Annotated in this window: 10 protein-coding genes and 5 pseudogenes; 8 read left to right on the top strand and 7 right to left on the bottom strand. The window is 69.9% G+C overall.

Annotated features, from left to right (window positions below):
- From ACWCP0_RS08310 to ACWCP0_RS08285, 6 genes are all read right to left on the bottom strand, one after another.
- Complete coding sequence (locus ACWCP0_RS08310; protein ID WP_451078072.1) at nt 1–726, bottom strand: class I SAM-dependent methyltransferase; 726 nt, start codon at nt 724–726, stop codon at nt 1–3.
- Complete coding sequence (locus ACWCP0_RS08305) at nt 723–2114, bottom strand: condensation protein (RefSeq protein ID WP_451078071.1); 1392 nt, start codon at nt 2112–2114, stop codon at nt 723–725. Before ACWCP0_RS08305 ends, ACWCP0_RS08310 begins: the two co-directional genes overlap by 4 nt.
- Entirely contained in the window at nt 2111–6244 is a 4134-nt protein-coding gene (locus ACWCP0_RS08300; protein WP_451078070.1) for an alpha-(1->3)-arabinofuranosyltransferase domain-containing protein, read from the bottom strand. Before ACWCP0_RS08300 ends, ACWCP0_RS08305 begins: the two co-directional genes overlap by 4 nt.
- Nucleotides 6241–6966 (bottom strand): class I SAM-dependent methyltransferase, encoded by a 726-nt coding sequence (locus ACWCP0_RS08295; RefSeq protein WP_451078069.1) that lies wholly within the window; start codon nt 6964–6966, stop codon nt 6241–6243. Before ACWCP0_RS08295 ends, ACWCP0_RS08300 begins: the two co-directional genes overlap by 4 nt.
- A gap of 7 nt (nt 6967–6973) precedes the next feature.
- Complete coding sequence (locus tag ACWCP0_RS08290) at nt 6974–8125, bottom strand: glycosyltransferase family 4 protein (protein ID WP_451078068.1); 1152 nt, start codon at nt 8123–8125, stop codon at nt 6974–6976.
- A 195-nt stretch (nt 8126–8320) separates the two neighbouring features.
- A complete protein-coding gene (locus tag ACWCP0_RS08285) occupies nt 8321–9268 on the bottom strand; it encodes a DUF3068 domain-containing protein (protein WP_451078067.1) in 948 nt (315 codons plus the stop codon).
- Between the two features lie 402 nt (nt 9269–9670).
- Between ACWCP0_RS08285 and ACWCP0_RS08280 the strand changes: the two genes are divergently transcribed.
- Nucleotides 9671–10948: a PucR family transcriptional regulator gene (locus ACWCP0_RS08280; protein ID WP_451078066.1), complete on the top strand. Its 1278-nt coding sequence runs from the start codon at nt 9671–9673 to the stop codon at nt 10946–10948.
- A gap of 24 nt (nt 10949–10972) precedes the next feature.
- On the opposite strand, the pseudogene ACWCP0_RS08275 reads toward ACWCP0_RS08280, so the two are convergent.
- Nucleotides 10973–11068: pseudogene (locus tag ACWCP0_RS08275) on the bottom strand (IS5/IS1182 family transposase); the annotation flags it as partial.
- A gap of 250 nt (nt 11069–11318) precedes the next feature.
- Between ACWCP0_RS08275 and ACWCP0_RS08270 the strand changes: the two are divergent.
- The 7 genes and pseudogenes from ACWCP0_RS08270 (at nt 11319) to ACWCP0_RS08240 (ending at nt 17841) form a co-directional block, all read left to right on the top strand.
- Nucleotides 11319–12083 carry an IS110 family transposase gene (locus ACWCP0_RS08270; protein WP_451078065.1) on the top strand — a complete coding sequence of 255 codons (765 nt, stop codon included), beginning with the start codon at nt 11319–11321 and terminating at the stop codon, nt 12081–12083.
- 146 nt (nt 12084–12229) lie between these two features.
- Nucleotides 12230–12469: pseudogene (locus tag ACWCP0_RS08265) on the top strand (transposase); the annotation flags it as partial.
- Between the two features lie 308 nt (nt 12470–12777).
- Nucleotides 12778–13015 (top strand): annotated as a pseudogene (locus ACWCP0_RS08260) (transposase); the annotation flags it as partial.
- Nucleotides 13016–13249: 234 nt separating this feature from the next.
- The gene (locus ACWCP0_RS08255) at nt 13250–13954 is read left to right on the top strand and encodes a hypothetical protein (RefSeq protein ID WP_451078064.1); all 705 of its coding nucleotides are present in this window, start codon (nt 13250–13252) and stop codon (nt 13952–13954) included.
- 746 nt (nt 13955–14700) lie between these two features.
- Nucleotides 14701–15434: pseudogene (locus tag ACWCP0_RS08250) on the top strand (MFS transporter); the annotation flags it as partial.
- A gap of 21 nt (nt 15435–15455) precedes the next feature.
- A pseudogene (locus ACWCP0_RS08245) lies at nt 15456–15853 on the top strand (transposase); the annotation flags it as partial.
- Between the two features lie 383 nt (nt 15854–16236).
- A complete protein-coding gene (locus tag ACWCP0_RS08240; RefSeq protein ID WP_451078290.1) occupies nt 16237–17841 on the top strand; it encodes an IS4 family transposase in 1605 nt (534 codons plus the stop codon).
- Nucleotides 17842–17859: the final 18 nt, after the last annotated feature.

The raw sequence follows: 17859 nt of genomic DNA, 5'->3' as shown, positions 1-17859 counted from the left end.
CTACTCCCTGTCGGCCCGGGCGTGGACCAGCAGGATGGACGCAGCCGAGGGAACGGAGCAGGCGGCTCGGTCGAGGGGGCGTAGCGGGCGCGGCACGTCGTGGTAGGGCGCCCCTGCCAGTCGTACGACGTGGAATCCCGAGGCGGTGAGCAGGCCGCGCAGGGCGCGTGCGGTGTAGAGCCGCAGATGGCCGACGACCTGGGTGCCCGGCCGCCCGTGGATGCCTCGCATGCTCACTTCGGAGAAGACGGGCTGAACCCCTGCGAGGAGGAGCAGACGGTTGTACCAGGCGGCCAGATTGGGGGTGGACAGCATCAGATGGCCGCCCGGGCGCAGCACGCGGCGCAGCTCGTCCAGTGCGGCGTCGGGGTCGACGAGGTGCTCGATGACCTCGCTGAACAGGACGGCGTCGGCGGAGCCAGTCGCGAACGGCAGGCCGGTGCCGCCGAGTTCACCGCGAACGGTGTGCGTCAGGCGCGTCGCCGCGCGGCGCAGGGCGTCCTGGGACCAGTCGACGCCGACGATCGTGTGACCGGCGAGGGCGGTGGCCGCGGTGGCCGCGGCCGTACCGTCGCCGCAGCCGATGTCCAGGATGGTGGCGCCGGTCGTGCCGCGGATCGCCCGGGCGAGCATCAGCGCCTGGCGGCGGCTGCGGGTGTCGCCGGAGGCGACCGGGACTGCGGGGTTCTCGTAGAAGTCGCGGAGTTGAGTCGGGCTCTGGCTCATCGGACGCCCCCTGGTCCGCCGGGTGACCAGCAGGTGGCGGCGAGCGACTGCTCGAAGAGTCGGCCGAGGCGGGTGCCTGCGTCGTCGTCGAGCAGCGCACGGGACCACCGCAGGGCGAGCTGGATCCGGCCGCCCACGGAGACGGTGGTGACGGTCACCCCTCGGGGCATGCGCGCCGGGGCGGAGAACCAGACGGCGGTCGGGCGGCCGGCGTCCCCGAAGTCGAGGGGGTAGGGGATGCGGCCGATGTTGGACACCAGCGTGGTGGAGGTCCAGGGGGCGGCGGCGGTGCGTAATCCGCGGGTGAGGACGGCACGGAGCCCGACCGGCAGCACTGGAGTCGTCAACACCGCAGCTGCAAGGCCGAGTTGGCGCCTGTTGGTCGCCTTCAGGGCACGGGTCCGGACGGCCGTGCGGTGCAGCAGACGAGCGACGGCCGCGGGGGCGGGGGGATCGGTGGTGAGCAGCGCCGCATCCGTGTGTTCCTCCGGGCCGAATCCTACGGAGACCAGCCGGGTGCCGTTGCCCAGGGGCATGTCGGCGCCGCGCGTGCGGTCGTCGATGGGCATGGTGACGACGATCGGTGCGGTGGGGCGGTCGTGGAGGTGGTTCCAGCGGGCCACGGTCAGGCACGTGGCGACGAGGAGTTGGTCGTTGACGGTGTACGGCGCTGGACGCGGCGGGCGCTGTGGGACGGGCAGCTCGGTGATCAGCATGCCGTTGCCGGTTGTTCCGGCCCCGCCGCTGACGGTGGTGTCGGCGGCGATCCTCGCCGGCCGGGCGGGAATGTGGTTGGTGGGCCGGCTGCTGCCGTTGTGTGGGCGGTCCGTGCGCGGGCCCACGCTCCCTACGGGCGCTGCGGTCGGGGAGTTGTCGACCCCGCCGTACAGTTCGGCGACGGTGGCCAGGACGCGTATACAGGACGGTCCGTCGAGGGCCGTGTGGTTGAGCGTGAGGACGAGAACGCTGCCTTCGCCCTGGTCGACCGCCTCCATCCGTAGGGGTGGTGAGGTGCTCAGAGGAGGACAGTGGGTGAGGGCGCGCTGCCTGGCCCGCGCCAGGGCGTCGGGTTCGGACCCCGGGAAGGAGACCGGGTCCACGTCCGGAACACCGGTGAGCTGCCATTCGTAGCGGCGCCGCCACCAGCGGTCCGGGGCCTGGCGCATCAGGACGCGAGGGTGGCGTTGGAGCGCTGCCGCGAAGGCCGCCCGCAGCCGCTCGTGCTCGATGCGCCGTGGCAGGTGAACCTCGATGTGGACGGTGTCGGGCTCCTCGTCCTGGAGGCAGTGCCGGGCGATCTCGTCGACCACCGGGAACGGGACGCGACAGGCGAGGGGAACCGGCGGCGGGCTCGAGGGCCCCTGTCGCGCCGGATGCAGTGCGGTCATCTGGTGGTCTCCTCCCGTTCGTGCGGCACGGTCGTCACTGCGGCGGCCAGGGCCAGCAGCGCCAGTGCTTGTGCCACCGCGCCGAACGCCCCTCGGCCCGCGGTGATCGGTTCGCCGGCTCCTAGCGCCCCTATGACGCCCGCCCCGGCCATTGACAGCAGCGCCAGCGGTGCGAGGAGTCCGCGGCGGAAGCGGGCCAGGAGCGCCAGACCGGGGACGACCAGGGCGTACGCTCCGGCGACGAGGGCGAGCACCGCGGTGAGCACGAGGGTGCCCAGGATCCAAGAGGGGCCGGGCGGTGGCGACTGCGGGGCACGGGGCACGCGGCGGGGGACCAGGGCGGAGAGCAGGAGCAGCACGATCCCCGCCGCGCCACCGATCAGGCCCCATCCGTAGATGCGGGCCGGCTCGTAGGAGAGCGTGACGGTGCCGCTCTCGCCCGCCGGGAGCAGGAAGCCCTGCTGCCAGCCGTCGAGGCGGAGCGGGACGAGTTCGCGGCCGTTGAGGGTGGCGCGCCAGCCGTCATTGGCGTTCTCGTACATCTGCAGGTAGGCGGCCTCGCCCGGGCCGACCCGGACGGTGCGTCGGTCGCCTGTCCCTCCCTGAGCGGTGACCTCGCGCCCGTCGCCCGACGGTGCGGGGGCCTCGCCCCGCGTGAGCGTGATGTCGGTGAGCGCCAGTGGCCCCTGGTCGCCCGCCTCCACGCGGTGGCGTCGCGCGGGGAGCGCCACCTTCCCGTCGGCCTCCTCGCCCGCACACAACTCCACCGCGACGGGGCGGCGTTCAACGAGATCGCGGACAAGCCCGGAAGCCTTGGTTGCGTGCAGCGTACCGTCGACGGCGAGCATCGGGCCCTGACCGCATGGGACGGAGAAGCGGACGCCCGGGTCGGGCGGGGGCGTGCGCAGCTTGGCCAGCGCCGGGATGTGGACCTCGCTCAACCCCACCGGCAGCTGGAGACGCTGATCGGCCATGGGGTTGTGCACGGTCAGGGGGCTGACCTTGCTGATGGTGATGTCCAGGCGGTCGGTGGTAATGGCGTCGAAACGTGCCCGACCGTTCTCGTCCACGGCCGCGGTCGCCGCGCCGTACGGCGAGTTGATCAGTATCTGCTCGGGGCGGGTGGACACGCCGCCGGCGGCCGGCAGCACGATCTCGTCGATCGCCGTCCTGCCGGGCCAGAGCAGATGGAGTACGGGCTTGTCACCGGCGATCCAGGCGGTGGTGAGATCGCCGTCGACGAGGTTGCGTGCGCTGATGGAGGGGCCGAGTCCGAAGCTGGTGGAGTCGGCGGTGGCGGTGATGCGCTTCACCTGCTCCGGGGCGATGCGGTCCAGCAGCCGGTCGAGTTCGTCGCCCGGTACGGCCAGCGCCCGGCCCGAGAACGCGTACCGGGCGTCGGCCGTGGTGCTGAACTGGCGATGCAGCCCCGTCTCGGCGGAGACCGGGGAGAGACCGCCCGGATCGCTGCCGCGGTGCAGCGAGTAGCGCTCGGCGGGGGCGCGGGTCTGCAGCGCGTCCGGCGGCAGTTGCAGCAGTCGGGTGACCTGGACGCCTGGGACGGACACCTCGGAGAACCCCGCGCCGGAGAGTCCGGCCCGCGGAGCCTGTGACCCTGTGATGGTGATCTTCAGCCACGATGCGCTTCCCGCCGGGGCGCTGACCTGCTGCTTGGTGCCGTGAGGCTGGAGCGGACTGTCGGTGCTTCCGCGGTCGGTCTGTACGCGGACGGAGGTCGGGGCAGGGCGCTGGCCGTCACCGGGGAGCGGAGTGAGCCAGATCGACGCGGGAACGGCGGTCGGCCGGGTGAAGTCGATGCGTAGCCACTGGCCGACCGGGTCGCCGGCGCCGCCCTCCGCCCAGGCGGTGCCGGGGTTGCCGTCGAAGGCGTTGACCGGGTCGTACTGCGGCAGGTGGAAGAGCCAGTTCCCGCTGGTAGAGGCGGTGACGGAGCGTGCCCCGCGCAGGACGGCGGTCGTCTGGTGGTCGATGCCGCGGGTGGGCAGGATCTGCCGCGGAGGACGTCCGGGGTCCTGAAGGCTGCCCGGATGGTTCCGCTCCTGCGCCGTATAGGTGTAGGAGGTGTTGGTGTTGACCAGGCCGAACCGTGTGTCGGCGCGGCGCAGACCGTCCGCGGTGAGCTGAAGCGCCGGGGTGTCGACACCGGGGTGGTCGTCCCCGGTGAGGACCGTGGGCCGGTCACGCAATTCGGGATCGGCCGACAACTGCAGCAGTGCCTCGGGCCCACCGCTGACCACCGCGGTGTCGGCAACCGGCCGGGCGGTGACGGGGCCGGGGCGCCGGGTGCCGGACGGCTCATAGATCTCGACCGCCCGCTGCCGAGGGAACAGCCCCTGGACCTGCACCGGGGTGCCGGCCGCGATCCGGCCGGCGGTCGTCAGCGGCCCGAAGCCCGCGACCCTGCGGTAACCGGATGCTTCGAGCGTGCGCTTGACGGTCTGGGGAGGCACGTAGCCGATCTGGTCCGGGTCGAGGTCATTGCGTACGACGACGTTGTGGATCCCGGAGCGTGCCAGGAAGTCGCGCAGGCCGGGAACCTCCGCCCCGGACAGCAACGCCTGCTCGACGGCGTCCATGGCGCGACGCTCGCCGGGGGTGCCGAAGGGCACGAAATCGCGCTGGGCCCAGCGGGATTCGGCGAGGACGTGCAAAGGCTGGTCGATGGGCGAGCCCCAGGTGTAGATGCCGTGGGCGGTGGCGGGGACGACTAGGGCCCGGCTGTCGGGGGTGCTGTCCTCCAGCCAGTCGGCCGTCTCCTTCCAGTGGACGGGGAGTCCGGTGAAGGCACCGGGCTGGAGGACGTTGCCGTTCAGATAGGGCAGGGCGAGGGCGGGCAGGACGAGCAGCGCGGTGACCAGGGGGATCCGCCGGCGGCCACTGTCCGGGCGCGTACCCCGGACCTCGGCGGCGAGGAGATGCGCCAGGCCGTACGCCAGCGCCAGGGCCAGCCCCGGCTGGAACTTGTAGATGTTGCGGAACGGCTGCAGCGGGCCGTCCAGCCACTGCCGCCAGGTGTCGTGGAAGGGCGCGCCCAGCGCCCCGCCGTAGCCGGCGAGCGTGATCGCGGCGACGACCACGACGGTCAGCAGGAGCCAGCGGCGCTCCGGCAGGTCACGTCGGGCCAACCCGGCCAGCCCGACGGCGGCGGCCAGCGCCGATCCGAGCACCGCGAACCATCCGGCGGCCATCGTCCAACCTGCTGGCAGCCAGGCTTCGCCGAAGTGGAGGTATGCCACCCAGTTGCCAGCGCCGCGCAGCAGTTCCGTGGCGGACATAGGGCCGGTGGTGGCGTCCGCCTGCTCGACGTACGGCATGAAGTTCTCGCCGTGGACGCCGAGCAGGAGCAGCGGCACGACCCACCATGCGGTGGCGAGGATGACGCCCGGTACCCACCACGCCAGCAGCGCCCGGCGTCTGGGACCTGTGCGGGACAACAGGTACAGGCCCACGGGGAGCAGGGAGGCGAGGGTCGACGCCGCGTTGACGCCAGCCATGAAGGGAATCAGCAGCGCGGAGCGTGTGGCGGCGGTACGGGCCGTGACACGGTGGTTGGTGAGCGGGAGCAGCACCCAGGGCAGCAGCGCCCCGGGAAGCGCCGCCGCGGAGGTGGAGCCGATGACGATGGTGAAGGTCGGCCACAGCGCATAGGCCGCCGCGGCCAGGAGACGGGTCGACGGGGACCCGATGCGCAGCCGCTCGGCGAGCCGCAGCGCTCCCCAGAAGGCGATGGTGACCACGAGGGAAAGCCACAGCCGCTCGGCGAACCAGACGGGGATCCGGGCCAGATCGGCAAGCGCGTAGTACGGCAGGATCGGGAAGGAGTAGCCGATGTACTGATCCGCGATGCCGCCGAAACCCGCTCGGTCGTGCCAGAGCTCGCCGAGGTCGCGGATGAACTTCCACGGGTCGGCGGCCACCCCGAGCTTGGTCTCGAAGGTCATTTTCCCCGCGGACGGCGTGAGGAAGCCGACGAGCACCACGGCCCAGAAGGCCAGCAGCCAGCGTCTGCCGCAGGGCTGCGCGGGCGCCGGGGCGGTGGGGCTTGGGTCGGGCGTGCCTCCGGATCCGGGGAAACCTGGTGAGCGCGTCGTCTCGAGTGTCTCGGTCATGGCAGCCGCCGGAGGATGAGCAGGAGGTTCCAGGTGGCGAACTCCCGGATGCCGGGCAGCCGTGGGATGGCCTCGGCGAGGAACGGCGCGTAGCGGGAGCGCGCCGAGACGACCTTGACGTCGTCGCGGGCCCGCATGTGCCGCAGGGTCGGACCGATGTGGAGGGCGAAGAGGTTCTCGCCCAGGGTGTGTTTGGCACTGCGGCCGGTGCGTCTGCGGTAGCGCTCTCGGGCGCGCTCGGCACCCAGGTAGTGCCAGGGCGCGGTCTCGTGCCCGCCCCAGGGGGAGAGCCAGTTGGTGAAGGATACGTAGAGCAACCCGCCGGGCCGGGTCACCCGCGCCATCTCGCTGACGAAGGTCTGCGGGTCCGCGACGTGTTCCAGGACGTTGGAGGAGAAGGACACGTCGGCGGCCCCGTCCGCGAGTGGCAGCAGGTACCCGTCGGCGACGACCGCCCCGTCGGGGGTGCGTCCGCGCGCGGAAAGCTCGCGCGGATCGGGTTCGAAGAGGTAGCTGTGGGCGCCGCGGCGGCGGAACTCCTCGGTGAAGTACCCGCTGGCGCCGCCGATGTCGGCCACCACGGCCCCTCGGAGCGGCACGTATCGCTCGATTTGGGCGGCGGCGTCGCGTGCAAGCAGTGTGTAGCACAGCTCGGGATCGCTCTGTTCACGCATGAAGGCGCGGAAGAGGGAGAGGGACCTGCGCAGCGAGGGGTCTCGCACTGTCGCCTCACTTCTCCGGCGAGGTGGTGAGGGACGCCTCCGCGGCGACGGCCCGGAAGCTGCGGACCGTGGCGCTCCACCGGAATCGTTCGGCGCGACGTCCGGCCGCGGTGCCCAGCGCCCGGCGTCGCCGCTCGCTGAGCGCCAGGGTGCACCAGTGCGCGGCGAAAGAGCTCTCGCCGCGCGCCAGCAGGCCCGTCACACCGTCGTGGACGGAGTCGCGCAGTCCTGGGATGTCGAAGCCGATCGCCGGGGTGTGGCGGGCGGCTGCCTCCGTGACCACAAGGCCCCAGCCCTCCACTGCCGAGGGATGGAGCAATACCCATGCCTGGCAGAGGAGTTCGTGCTTGCGCTGTTCGGAGATGTGTCCGGTGAAGTGGACACCGGGGCCGGCCATCGCCTCCAGGCTCTCGCGCTCCGGCCCGTCGCCCACGATGACCAGTCGGCCGCCGGTCACCGGTCGGACCCGTTCCCACAGCCGCAACAGCAGATCGATGCGCTTGTACTCGACCAGTCGTCCCACGGCCAGGAAGAGCGGCTCGGGCGACTCGGGCAGCAGTTCCCCGGGGTCCTCGACGCCGTTGTGGACCAGCCTGATGCGGCCGGGCTCCACCCCGAGGCTCTTTAGAGCGTCGGCGGTGGACCGGGACACGGCGACGATGAGGTTGCCCCGGTGGGCGCCGGCGAGCGCCCAGTGCTCCAGACGTCTGCCCATGCGTGCGGCCGGCGCCGGGTAGCGCATGCCCCACAGATCCGTGTGCACATGGTTGACCAGGCACAGGGTCGGTCCTCGGTGCCACAGCGGAGCCAGATAGGGCATGCCGTTGCACACCTCGACCAGCAGGTCGCATGCACCGACGTCGCGGGCGAGCCGGCGGCGGGCGCGCAGGAAGTGACCGGCGTCGCCGCCCGCCGAGATCACCCGGTAGGGGCGGTGTTCGGCGGCGGGCCCCCCGCACACCAGGGTGACCTCATGACCGTGGGCGGTGAGCCCTTCGGCGATGCGGTCCACCAGCAACTCGGATCCGCCGGCGGCGGGGTTGCCGAGATCACGGCGGGCGAGAAAGACGATCCGATGGGGGAGCGGCGGGGCGCCCACAGGGGCTGCGGGTTCCTGGGGCGTCGCCGTCTGCGTCGACTGCCATACGTGCGGAGGCATGGATGCTCCAACTCGTCTCAGGGGGCGGTACCTGGGTGGGGGTGTACTGCAGCTGAGTCGTGCAGATGGCCGACCGGGCAGTGCGGCTGATGGTGCTGGAGCGACAGTTTTCGGCAGTGCGTGCGACGCGGGCTACTCACCCAGGTGACAATGTCGGGGCCGCGTCCGGTCAAATGTCGTTCGTTTCGGGCAGGTTTAGCGAGTCCGCCTTCCTCCCCGCATCACCAGACCCAGCCCGGCGACCCCCAGCACTCCACCCGCCGCACCTGCGCCGACCGGCAGCTTCTCGCCGAGCAGCCGGAGCCTCGCGCTGTCGGCGGCGGCGAGATCCACCTGTTGCCGCTGCGTCTGTGCAGTGAACCGGAGGTTTTGGCCGTGCAGCAGAACGAGCGCGTCACGCCGGGAACCAGGTGCGCGCAACGTCTTGCGGGGTGAGATCGAGGCATCGATGATCCGCCCCGTGCGCTGGTCGACCACGAGCGCGATACCGGAGTTGGCGTACCACTCCTCTGCCTGGATCTGCCCCTGCCCCGGCCTGCCCACCAGCCGCCCTGGCACCTGGCGGTTGCCGGTCCGGGTGGGGGCGACGGACCCGGTGAACCGGTACCCCTCGTGCCCCCGTATCCGCTCCGTGCCGGCGAAGCGGAGCGAGACAGTCGCCCCCAGAGTGCCGTCCCACCAGCGGTAGGTCTTCTTCTGCACATCGAAGGGGAACTTGAGGTAGGCATCGCCCTCGAATCGGGTGGGCGCCTCGTCGCAGCAGTGCACAGGTGCGTTGGTCCGCCGGTCGGTGACCCAGCGTTCGACCGTCCACTGCAGCGACCTGCGCGGGTCCCTCAGTGACAGGGACTCGGGGGTGTCGATGGTCGTCGACACGTCCCAGACGGCCCGACCGCTTTCCGCGCCGGCGGCCACGTCCCCGAGCACGTGTCGGGTGATGGTGATCATTCGGTCGTCCTCGGTGGACAGGCTGCCGGTGTCGAAGTAGCTGCCGGTGCCGGTGAAGACCGTGGTGGTGTCAGGGCCCAGTGGGGTGCGCTTGACTCTCGGTTCGACGTACCAGGTCAACAGTGTTGCCAGGACCAGCAGAAAGACGCCGATCCCCAGCACGATCAGCGACAGGGCGGAAGCAGATCTACGCATACGAGCACTCCTGGAAGCGGTGGGAGGGGGGTAGTGCACATGCGAATGACAGAGCGTCATGGGCCCGAAACCGTAGGGGAGCGCTTGACAGGGCGTCAACGCCCCTCCAAAATTGGCAGTCACGCGATCGCCGTGCGATCGTTGTGTTCGCCGGACCGGGCCGGTGCGCTGCGCCAACCTCGACGATGCATTTCGACGAAGGGGTCGCCCGCGTCATGCGCAGACTGCTTCCCGCCCTCTTGACCTCCCTGGTCGCCACAGCCCTTGCCTTCGGGACTGCCCTCGGCATGGTCGCCGTGCTCAACGCCCCGCCTGTGCAGCCGAACGTGCCGCTGGTCACTTTTGAACAGACCGGGGGTCCCCCCACGTCAGAAGGTGTAGGGGGAGAATAGGAGGCTCCGGGTGCCTGATTCAGCACATCGCTCGACCTGGCAGGACGTCCCCCGGGCTCAGGTGCGGCAGTTCGCCGCCCTCGCACGGGACGAAGTGTCAGTCCTGGCTCAGGAGATCTTCAGCGAGGTCCGCCGCGAGTTTCCCCAATTGCCCCTCATCCTCGATGAGTTCGGTGAACCGCGGGCCCTGGTGGGCATCAGGCTCTCGCTGGAATACTTCGTCGACCATATGACGACAGGACCCGACGAACCGCACCCCCACCAGGAAGTCTTCCAGGACTTCGGCCGGGGAGAAGGCGTCCAAGGGCGCAGCCTCGACGTCCTCCAGGCGATCTACCGGCTGGGTATGCGCATGGCATGGCGGCGGTTCGCTGAAATCGGCCAGCGAGTCGGTATCCCCGCCCCCGCCATCTTCGAACTGGGCGAGGCCGGCTTCGAGTACTTGGACGGGCTTATCGCTGAGTCCGTACGCGGCTACGCCGAAGCTGCAGCGCGACAGGCCGGTGAGCGAATGCGCCTCCAACGCCAGCTGATGGATGAGCTGTTGGGAGGCAACGTCACCGTGCCTGCATACCGCAACGGCGCCGGCGGTCGCCGGGGGCGCAGACCTGGCAACGAACCTGCGCACGCGCTCGCCGAGCTTGCCGCCCGCATCGGCTGGGCGCTGCCCGAACGCGTCGCGGTGGCCGTGTTGGTGCGGCCCGCACCGGAGGCCGTCGCACCGGCCGTCCCTTCAGACGTACTCCTGGATATGGAGTGCGATCAGCCGCGCATGGTGGTGCCCGATCCCGACGCCCGAGGGCGGCTCGAGCTGCTCCTGCGGGCGACGGCGGGATGGTCGGGCGCCCTCGGGCCACCCGTGCCGCTCGCCGACGCCGCCAAGTCGCTGCGCTGGGCCGGGGCCGCGATCGATCTCATCGAACAGGGGAGGCTGCCCTCGGGCAGGGTGCTCGACTGCACCGAGCACATCGAGGCCCTCGTCCTGCTTCCGCCCGAGGAGCTCATCGACGACCTCACCCGGCGCAGACTCGCGCCGCTGACGCAGTGCGCCCCTACTCAGGGGCGCCGCCTTGCCGAGACGCTGCTCGCCTGGCTGGAGAGCCGGGGCGGCGCCCCGGAAATCGCCGAGCGGCTCGGCGTCCACCCGCAGACCATTCGCCTCCGGCTCCGGCAGATACGGGAGTTGTGGGGCGACGATGTCGACGACCCAGACCGCCGATTCGAACTGGAACTGGTGTTACGGGCCCGCCGACTGCGCGGTGAGCTGGGCGGCTCCAACACCGGGTGAAGGCCGCCTCCGGGAGCGGGGTGAAGCGGACCACTGCTTCAAGCGGTTGATGCACCGCTCGACGGTGTTGCGCTGCTTGTAGGCCTCGCGGTCGAAGGCTGGCGGCCTGCCGCCCCGCCGTGAACCGCCGACTTGTATGGGGGTAGCGGGACGCGGTCGGGTTGGCCGCTCGTAGCGTGCCGTAGGACGCCGGGCCGGGTGACTCGTGAACCGTCTGCCGCTCTTCGGGGCTGGCTCTCCCGGGGTATGTCGCCGGTCCAGTGTCCGTCCGCGGTCTGACTCAACAGAGGCGTGTCCCGGCTGGTTGGTTCCGGAAGTCGGCGTGTCGGCCGTGGATGCCCTGTCGTCCGACCGTGAGGAATGCTGTCCCGTGATACTGCTCGGTGTCGACCCCCACAAGTCCACCCACACCGCCACCGCCGTCGAGCCGGAATCAAACCAGCAGATCGGGACGATACGGATCGAGGCGAGCCTGACGGACTACCGGCGGCTGCCGGCCTGGGCCAAGCGTTGGCCACAGCGGAAGTGGGCGGTGGAGAACGCCAATGGATTGGGCCGGCATCTCGCTCAGTGGCTCATCACACGCGGTGAGAGCGTCGTCGACGTGCCTGCCGCGGCAACCAGTCGGGTGCGCGAACTCTCCCGCGGTGGACGGCGCAAGAACGACCAGATCGACGCCGCGGCCGCGGCCTCCGTCGCCTATCTGCAGGGAGACGGACGGGATGTCGAGCCCGAGGACCACACTACGGCGCTGGCTCTCCTGGACGAACGGCGTGTGAATCTGGCCCAGGCCCGGGTCCGCACGGTCAACCAGCTCCACGCGTTGCTGCGTGATCTGCTGCCCGGCGGTGCCCCGACCCAACTGTCCGCGGACCTGGCCGCCAAACTGCTGCGGTCCGTCCGTCCCACTGGCGACGTCGAGACCGTCCGCAAGGACATCGCCTGGGATCTGGTCGCCGAGATCCGGAAACTGGACAAGCAGCACACGGACAATGCTGCCCGGATGCGGAGCCGCTGTGCGCAGTCCGAGCCGGTTGTGCGGATCACCTCTCGCCACTGCCTGAGTTTCAGCTCTGAAGCAGACCGAGGACCGCACGACTCGCGTCGCTGGGGTTGCGAACGGCTGGTGGGATGACGTGCCTTGAGCACCTCCATTAGGGAGCACGCGCACCCTGCACAGGCTCTGAACTGGGAAGAGAGTCACGACAGAGGAGGGCTCCATGGAAATCACCGGCTTACCGACCCGACCGCGTCCCGCTACCCCCATACAAGTCGGCGGTTCAGACATCCGCTCTGCTCCGGCAGCTGAACACCGCCTGCCTCAACGCTGACCAGCTCGAAGAAGCAACCGTCCAGGCCTTCAACGAGCACCCGGACGCCCCGGTCATCCGCAGCTTTCCCGGCCTCGGATCCTTAACCGGAGCGCGAGTCCTCGCGGAGGTCGGCGACGACCCCACCCGGTTCGCGAACGCCGGCTCACTCAAGGCCTACGCCGGAAGCGCCCCGGCGTGTGGACGATCACGTTATTCGGCTCTGTCGCAGATCTTGTGACGTTTGTCCGGAGGTGAGGTCAGTCGGTCAATTCCGCACCCGGTCTGTTGGCGTCGCTGGCTCAATCTCACAACCACAGAGGCAGCGTGGTTGCGGAACCGTACTGCTGCCTCTGCCGGTCCCTGAAACCGACGCGGACACGGGCAGTGGACGAGACGCCGTGTCCGGCGCTGACGCAGCCTCCGTGCCACTGTCGTGCCAGATCGAGCGGGGAACCCCGGGGAAGAGCGGCAGTCAGAGGCAAGTCGAAGCGACTACCCGCGGCCGGGCAACCGCAGGCTGATGGAGTTCTGTGCGGCGACGGGCCGGTCAGGTCGCAGGCCGAGTTGTTGCTGGTGGGCGAACACCGCCGCGGCCATGGCGGGCTCTACGCGGCTGTGGCCCGCGGGCGGGTCGATATCGGTCGGCTGCGGCGGGCCCTGGCCGCGGTGCCACTGCCGCGTGCTGCCGACGGCCGGCTTGTCCTGGCCGTCGACGTCACACTGCTGGCTGCGGCCCGACGTCCACACCTCGCCGATGCCCGTCGGCGCGTCGGAGGGTGGCGCGTGAAATCCGGCCTTGTCGCTGCAAAAATATGAGCATATGCTCCTAAGCGCAAGGCGCCTCCTACTTCCTGGGAGGGTTTCATGCTCCATGCCCATCCCGATCAGGCGGACCGCCTGTTGCTTCCGGGAGTGATGTGTCGGCTTGAGCCCTATCCACCAGAGCAGTGCGCAGGGCACGACTGTGATCCAAGCGAAGGAATTTTCTATGTTTATTAAGAACAAGGTGCTCGCTGTGGCGGCGATGGTGACCATGGTTGGTGGCCTCGGTGCGGCGGGAACAATCTCCGCAAACGCGGCCACCCCGGAATGTGGCGACAGCTGCATCCAGATCTACAGCGCCAAGTTCGGCACGTCCGAGCAGCCCAACCTGGTCGAGACCGTGTATCGGGGGGTGGCGAGGGTCGGCCAGCCCACCGCGATGTACCCCGTCAGCAAGTCCAACCCGGCCGGAGACATCGTCGGCCACCGCGCGGGCCTGGTGTCCGACTTCTACAAGGACGGCCTCGTGTCCCCCGAGGTGAACAAGCACTACGGCAACCTGCGCGCAGTGGAGGTCGAGTACGCGCCGCACGGCAAGCGCACTGGCCTGTGCGTGGGCCTGGCCCACACCGCGTACCAGAACGAGGGCCTCACCCTGCAGAAGTGTGACACGTCCGGCAAGACCGTCTGGATCATCGACACCACGGACTCGCCCTCGACCGCATCCCAGGGGCACTTCCCGCTGGTCAACGGCTCGACCACGAACTTCGCCCACCCCTATGCGATGACCATCACGCCCGGCGCCGACAAGTGCGACGGCTTCACCTATGGCGGTCAGCGGACCGCGGTGCCCATGCAGATCCGGGTCGCCAGGCTGATGGGCAACCCGTCCCACGTGCCCGCCAGCCAGCTCTGGGGTACGACGAAGTAGGAAGCCCTTCCTGCAGCCCTGAGCGGCTCTGCTGTGGCGCCGCCCCGACGGGGCGGGGCCACAGTCGTATCCGACATCCGATTTCGCGAGTCGACTGACGGACCTGCCCATGCCAGGGAAGCCGGCCGCCGGCGCGGCACGGGCATCGTCACGGCTCAGGCATCCGGGATCGGCCCGTCCAGCGATACGGTCTTGCCCTGGCCGTTCGGGGAGCTGTTCCACGGCCCGGCCAGCGCCTCCGCGATGAGGAGGCCGCGGCCGTGCGCAACCGGTCGGCCACAACGCTGCGTGCCGCCTTGACCCCGTGCAGGCCAGGACGCTGGATCTGCAGGTTTCCTGTCCGGGGCGAATCCTGGCCGCGGAGCCGTCAAGGCGGGCCAGGAGCAGCACCGCGTCGTCGCGGCGCTGCTGGAGGCTTGAAACCTCGGCGATGATGCGGTCGCTCAGCCGCTCGAGATCCGAGCCGGCCTCGCGGCGGCCGGAGTTGAGCAGGGCGGAGCCAGGCTCAAGAGTGTGTTCACGGCCTGGGGCTCGTCTTGCAATCCCGCCATATAGGAGCATATGCTCCTATATGGCTTGCCTATCTCTTCTGCTATCTGGGGGAGTCCGTACCCGATAGTCACTTCCCGGCGTGGCGGTTCTCGGAGCAGAGGAAAACGCCCTCCGGTAGACCGAACCCCCTTACATGCTTCACTTCGAAACAATTTGCAACAGATCCTGTTGCACCCACTGGAGGTTCCTCCGACGTGTACCGATCGCTGCTCGTACTGACCGCTGCACTGTTCGCCATCGGCACCGACAGCTTTGTCATCGCCGGCATCCTGCCGGACGCGGCACACTCCCTCAGCGTCGACGTCGGCGCCGCGGGATGGCTGATCACCGCCTACGCCTTCGCCTACGCCGTCCTCGGCCCTGTCATGGCAGCGCTCACCACACGCTGGCCGCGCCGCACGCTGTTCCTGGGCTCGGCATCTTCGTTGTGGGCAACCTCCTGACGGCCCTCGTCCCCGTCTTCGGTGTGGCCCTGGCCGCGCGGGCGGTCGCCGGGCTCGGCGGCGCCATGGTCAGTCCCGCCGCCGTCGCCGCGGCCGCCGCACTCGCACCGCCGGAACGCCGGGGACGCGCCATCTCCACCGTCATGGCCGGCCTCAGCGCGGCGACCGCGCTCGGCGCTCCCATCGGCACGGCGATCGGCAGCGTCACCGGCAACTGGCGTGCCACCATGCTGTTCGTCTCCGCCCTCGGCGTGCTCGCCGCCGCGGGAATCGCCTTGCTGCTGCCCAAGATCCCCAACCCCCCGCTGGTCCCGCTGCGCGCCCGCCTCGCCCCGCTCGGCGATCGCCGCATCGGCATGACCCTGCTGACGACCCTCCTCGTCTTCACTGGCCTGTACACCGTCTACGCCTTCATTGCGGAGAGCCTGGACCGCGCCACCGGCGGCAGCGGCACCACCCTTGCGGCCCTGCTGTTCGTATGGGGCGTGGCGTCCACCATCGGAACGCTCAGCTCGGGCGCTCTGGTCGACCGGCTCGGCGCCCGACTCCTCGCCGAAATCGGGGACGACCCCACCCGCTTCGCCGGCCCGCGGCCTCAAGGCACATGCGGGCTCCTCGCCCATCACCCGGGCCTCCGGCAAGAAGTCGAGCATCACCCGCCGGTGGGTGAAGAACGACCGGCTCAACCACGTCGGCTACCTCTGGGCGCTCTCCGCCATCACCGCCTCACCCCGGTGCCAAAGCGCACTACCGGCGACGGCGCGACGAACACGGGGACTGGCACGCATCTGCCCAGCGCAACCTCTTCAACCGCATGATCGGCCAGCTCTACCACTGCCTTCAGAGACACGAACTGTTCGACGAACAGACCGCGTTCCCGCCCCAACTTGTCGCCGCAGCTTGACACTTAGCCGCGTGAGGTGTCTGGTGTCGTTGTTGTACGCGTCCGAGCCCGTTCAGTTCAACTCGGCTGCCCCATCGTGTGATTCCCTCGCGCATGGGTACGGCAATGCTGCCGATCATCCCGACCGGGAACGCCAGTATCCGTCGGACATGACGGACGCGGAATGGGCGGCCATCCGGCCGTTGCTGCCCACGCCGTCCTGGCTGGAGGGCCGGGGCGGGCAGCCCGAGGGCTACTGCCACCGCCAGATGCTGGATCAATGCCACGAAGTTAAGGCCCTGTTGGCGGTGTCAAGCGTGGCGGGAGACGGAAGGGGCCTCTGCTATCCAGGGGATCGACCAAGATCTTCCTGAGAGAGTAGAGGCCCAGTGGCCAAGTCTGTCATGGGCGGAACCGATGACGTGTTCGCGCCCGGTCATATCGGTGAGTTAACGCAGGTCATCCCGCCCGAATTGGTCGATGCGGTACTGGACGAGAGCGGGGCTCGCGAGCGACGACTTCGGAGCCTTCCCTCTCGCGTCGGGGTGTACTTCGTGCTCGCGCTCGGGCTGTTCGAGTATCTGGGCACCGGACTGGTGTGGGGCAAACTCGGGGCCGGACTGGGCGCCCGGGTGCCGCAGCCCTCGGAGAAGGCACTTCGCGATCTGCGTCGGCGGGTCGGGGTGGCCCCGCTCAAGCGGCTGTTCGACGTGCTGGCCGGCCCGCTGGCCCAGCCGTCCACGCCCGGAGTGCGTTACCGCCGCTGGCGCACGGTCGCCTTCGACGGTTGCGGGAGCCTGTCCGTCCCCGACCACGAGCGCAACCGGTCCTGGCTCGGCCGCACCGAACGCCGCTACGGCCCGACCGGCCACCCCCGGCTGATGCTCATGACCCTGTGCGAAACAGGCACCCGCGGCCTGATCGCAGCGGTCTTCGGTCCTGCCTCCAAGGGCGAGACCGACTACGCCCACGACCTGGTCAGCCACCTGACTCCGGACATGCTCCTTCTGGCGGACCGCGCCTTCGACAGCAACAGACTGCTCGCAGATATCGCAGCTCAGGGGGCGCAGTTCTTGATTCGCGCCACCAGCACCCGACGACCGCCGGTGCTGGCGCTGCTGCCCGACGGCTCCTACCTGACCCGGATCGGGGACCTCCCGTTGCGGGTGATCGAGGCCGAGATCCACTCCCACACCGCTGACGGCGGCGACTTCGGCGGGACCTACCGCCTGCTGACCACGCTCAACGATCACCGCACCGATCCGGCCGATCACCTGGTGCGTCTTTACCACGAGCGCTGGGAGATCGAGATCACCTACCTGGCGCTCCGTCACACCCTGCTCAAAGGCCGAGTCCTACGTTCGAAGGACCCGGTGGGCCTCAACCAGGAGATGTGGGGACTGCTCACCCTCTACCAGGCCCTGCGCTCGGTCATGGTGACCGCGGTGGAGACCCTGCCCGGCTGCGATCCCGACCGGGCCGGTTTCACCGTCGCTCTGGAAGCCGCCCGCGACACGGTGGTCAGCCTGGCCGGAACGACCGCGGCCTCAGGGCCGATCAGCCGTTCCGACCTGGTGGGACACATCGGCGCCCGCGTTCTACACGCGCTGCTGCCGGGGCGCCGGATGCGACTGTCCGCCCGCATCGTCAAGTGCGGAACCTCCCGCTACAACATCTGGAACCGCGACGGCCGTCCACGCGCCAGCACCCCGATCACCGCCATCGAGATCACCGTGCACCCTCCAGCCCTGCCCAGCACGCAGGACCCGAGCCGGGCCCTCTCCGGCCGTTGGGGCCAGGTCTGCCAGCTCTTGGCCGCGAACTCCAACCAGGCCATGCACACTCGGGACATTGCACAACATCTCGGGCTCCCCACCTCGGGGCGCGCCCTCAGTAGCCTCACCGCGCAACTCTGCTACTGGGCCCGCAACGGCCGTCTCATCCGCACCGCGCCGAGCACCTACAAGATCACTCTCCCTGATGCCTTGACACCGCCAACAGGGCCTTAACTTCGTGGCATTGGATGC

This window comes from Streptomyces sp. NPDC001970, from assembly GCF_053594115.1.
The sequence above is the reverse complement of the archived record's forward strand: the minus strand, read 5'-3'. Positions and strand labels throughout refer to the sequence as shown.

Coding starts and splice junctions, on each gene's coding strand:
- ACWCP0_RS08310 (WP_451078072.1), bottom strand. CDS start 726: ATGAGCCAGAGCCCGACTCAACTCCGCGACTTCTACGAGAACCCCGCA.
- ACWCP0_RS08305 (WP_451078071.1), bottom strand. CDS start 2,114: ATGACCGCACTGCATCCGGCGCGACAGGGGCCCTCGAGCCCGCCGCCG.
- ACWCP0_RS08300 (WP_451078070.1), bottom strand. CDS start 6,244: ATGACCGAGACACTCGAGACGACGCGCTCACCAGGTTTCCCCGGATCC.
- ACWCP0_RS08290 (WP_451078068.1), bottom strand. CDS start 8,125: ATGCCTCCGCACGTATGGCAGTCGACGCAGACGGCGACGCCCCAGGAA.
- ACWCP0_RS08285 (WP_451078067.1), bottom strand. CDS start 9,268: ATGCGTAGATCTGCTTCCGCCCTGTCGCTGATCGTGCTGGGGATCGGC.
- ACWCP0_RS08255 (WP_451078064.1), top strand. CDS start 13,250: ATGTTTATTAAGAACAAGGTGCTCGCTGTGGCGGCGATGGTGACCATG.
- ACWCP0_RS08240 (WP_451078290.1), top strand. CDS start 16,237: ATGGGCGGAACCGATGACGTGTTCGCGCCCGGTCATATCGGTGAGTTA.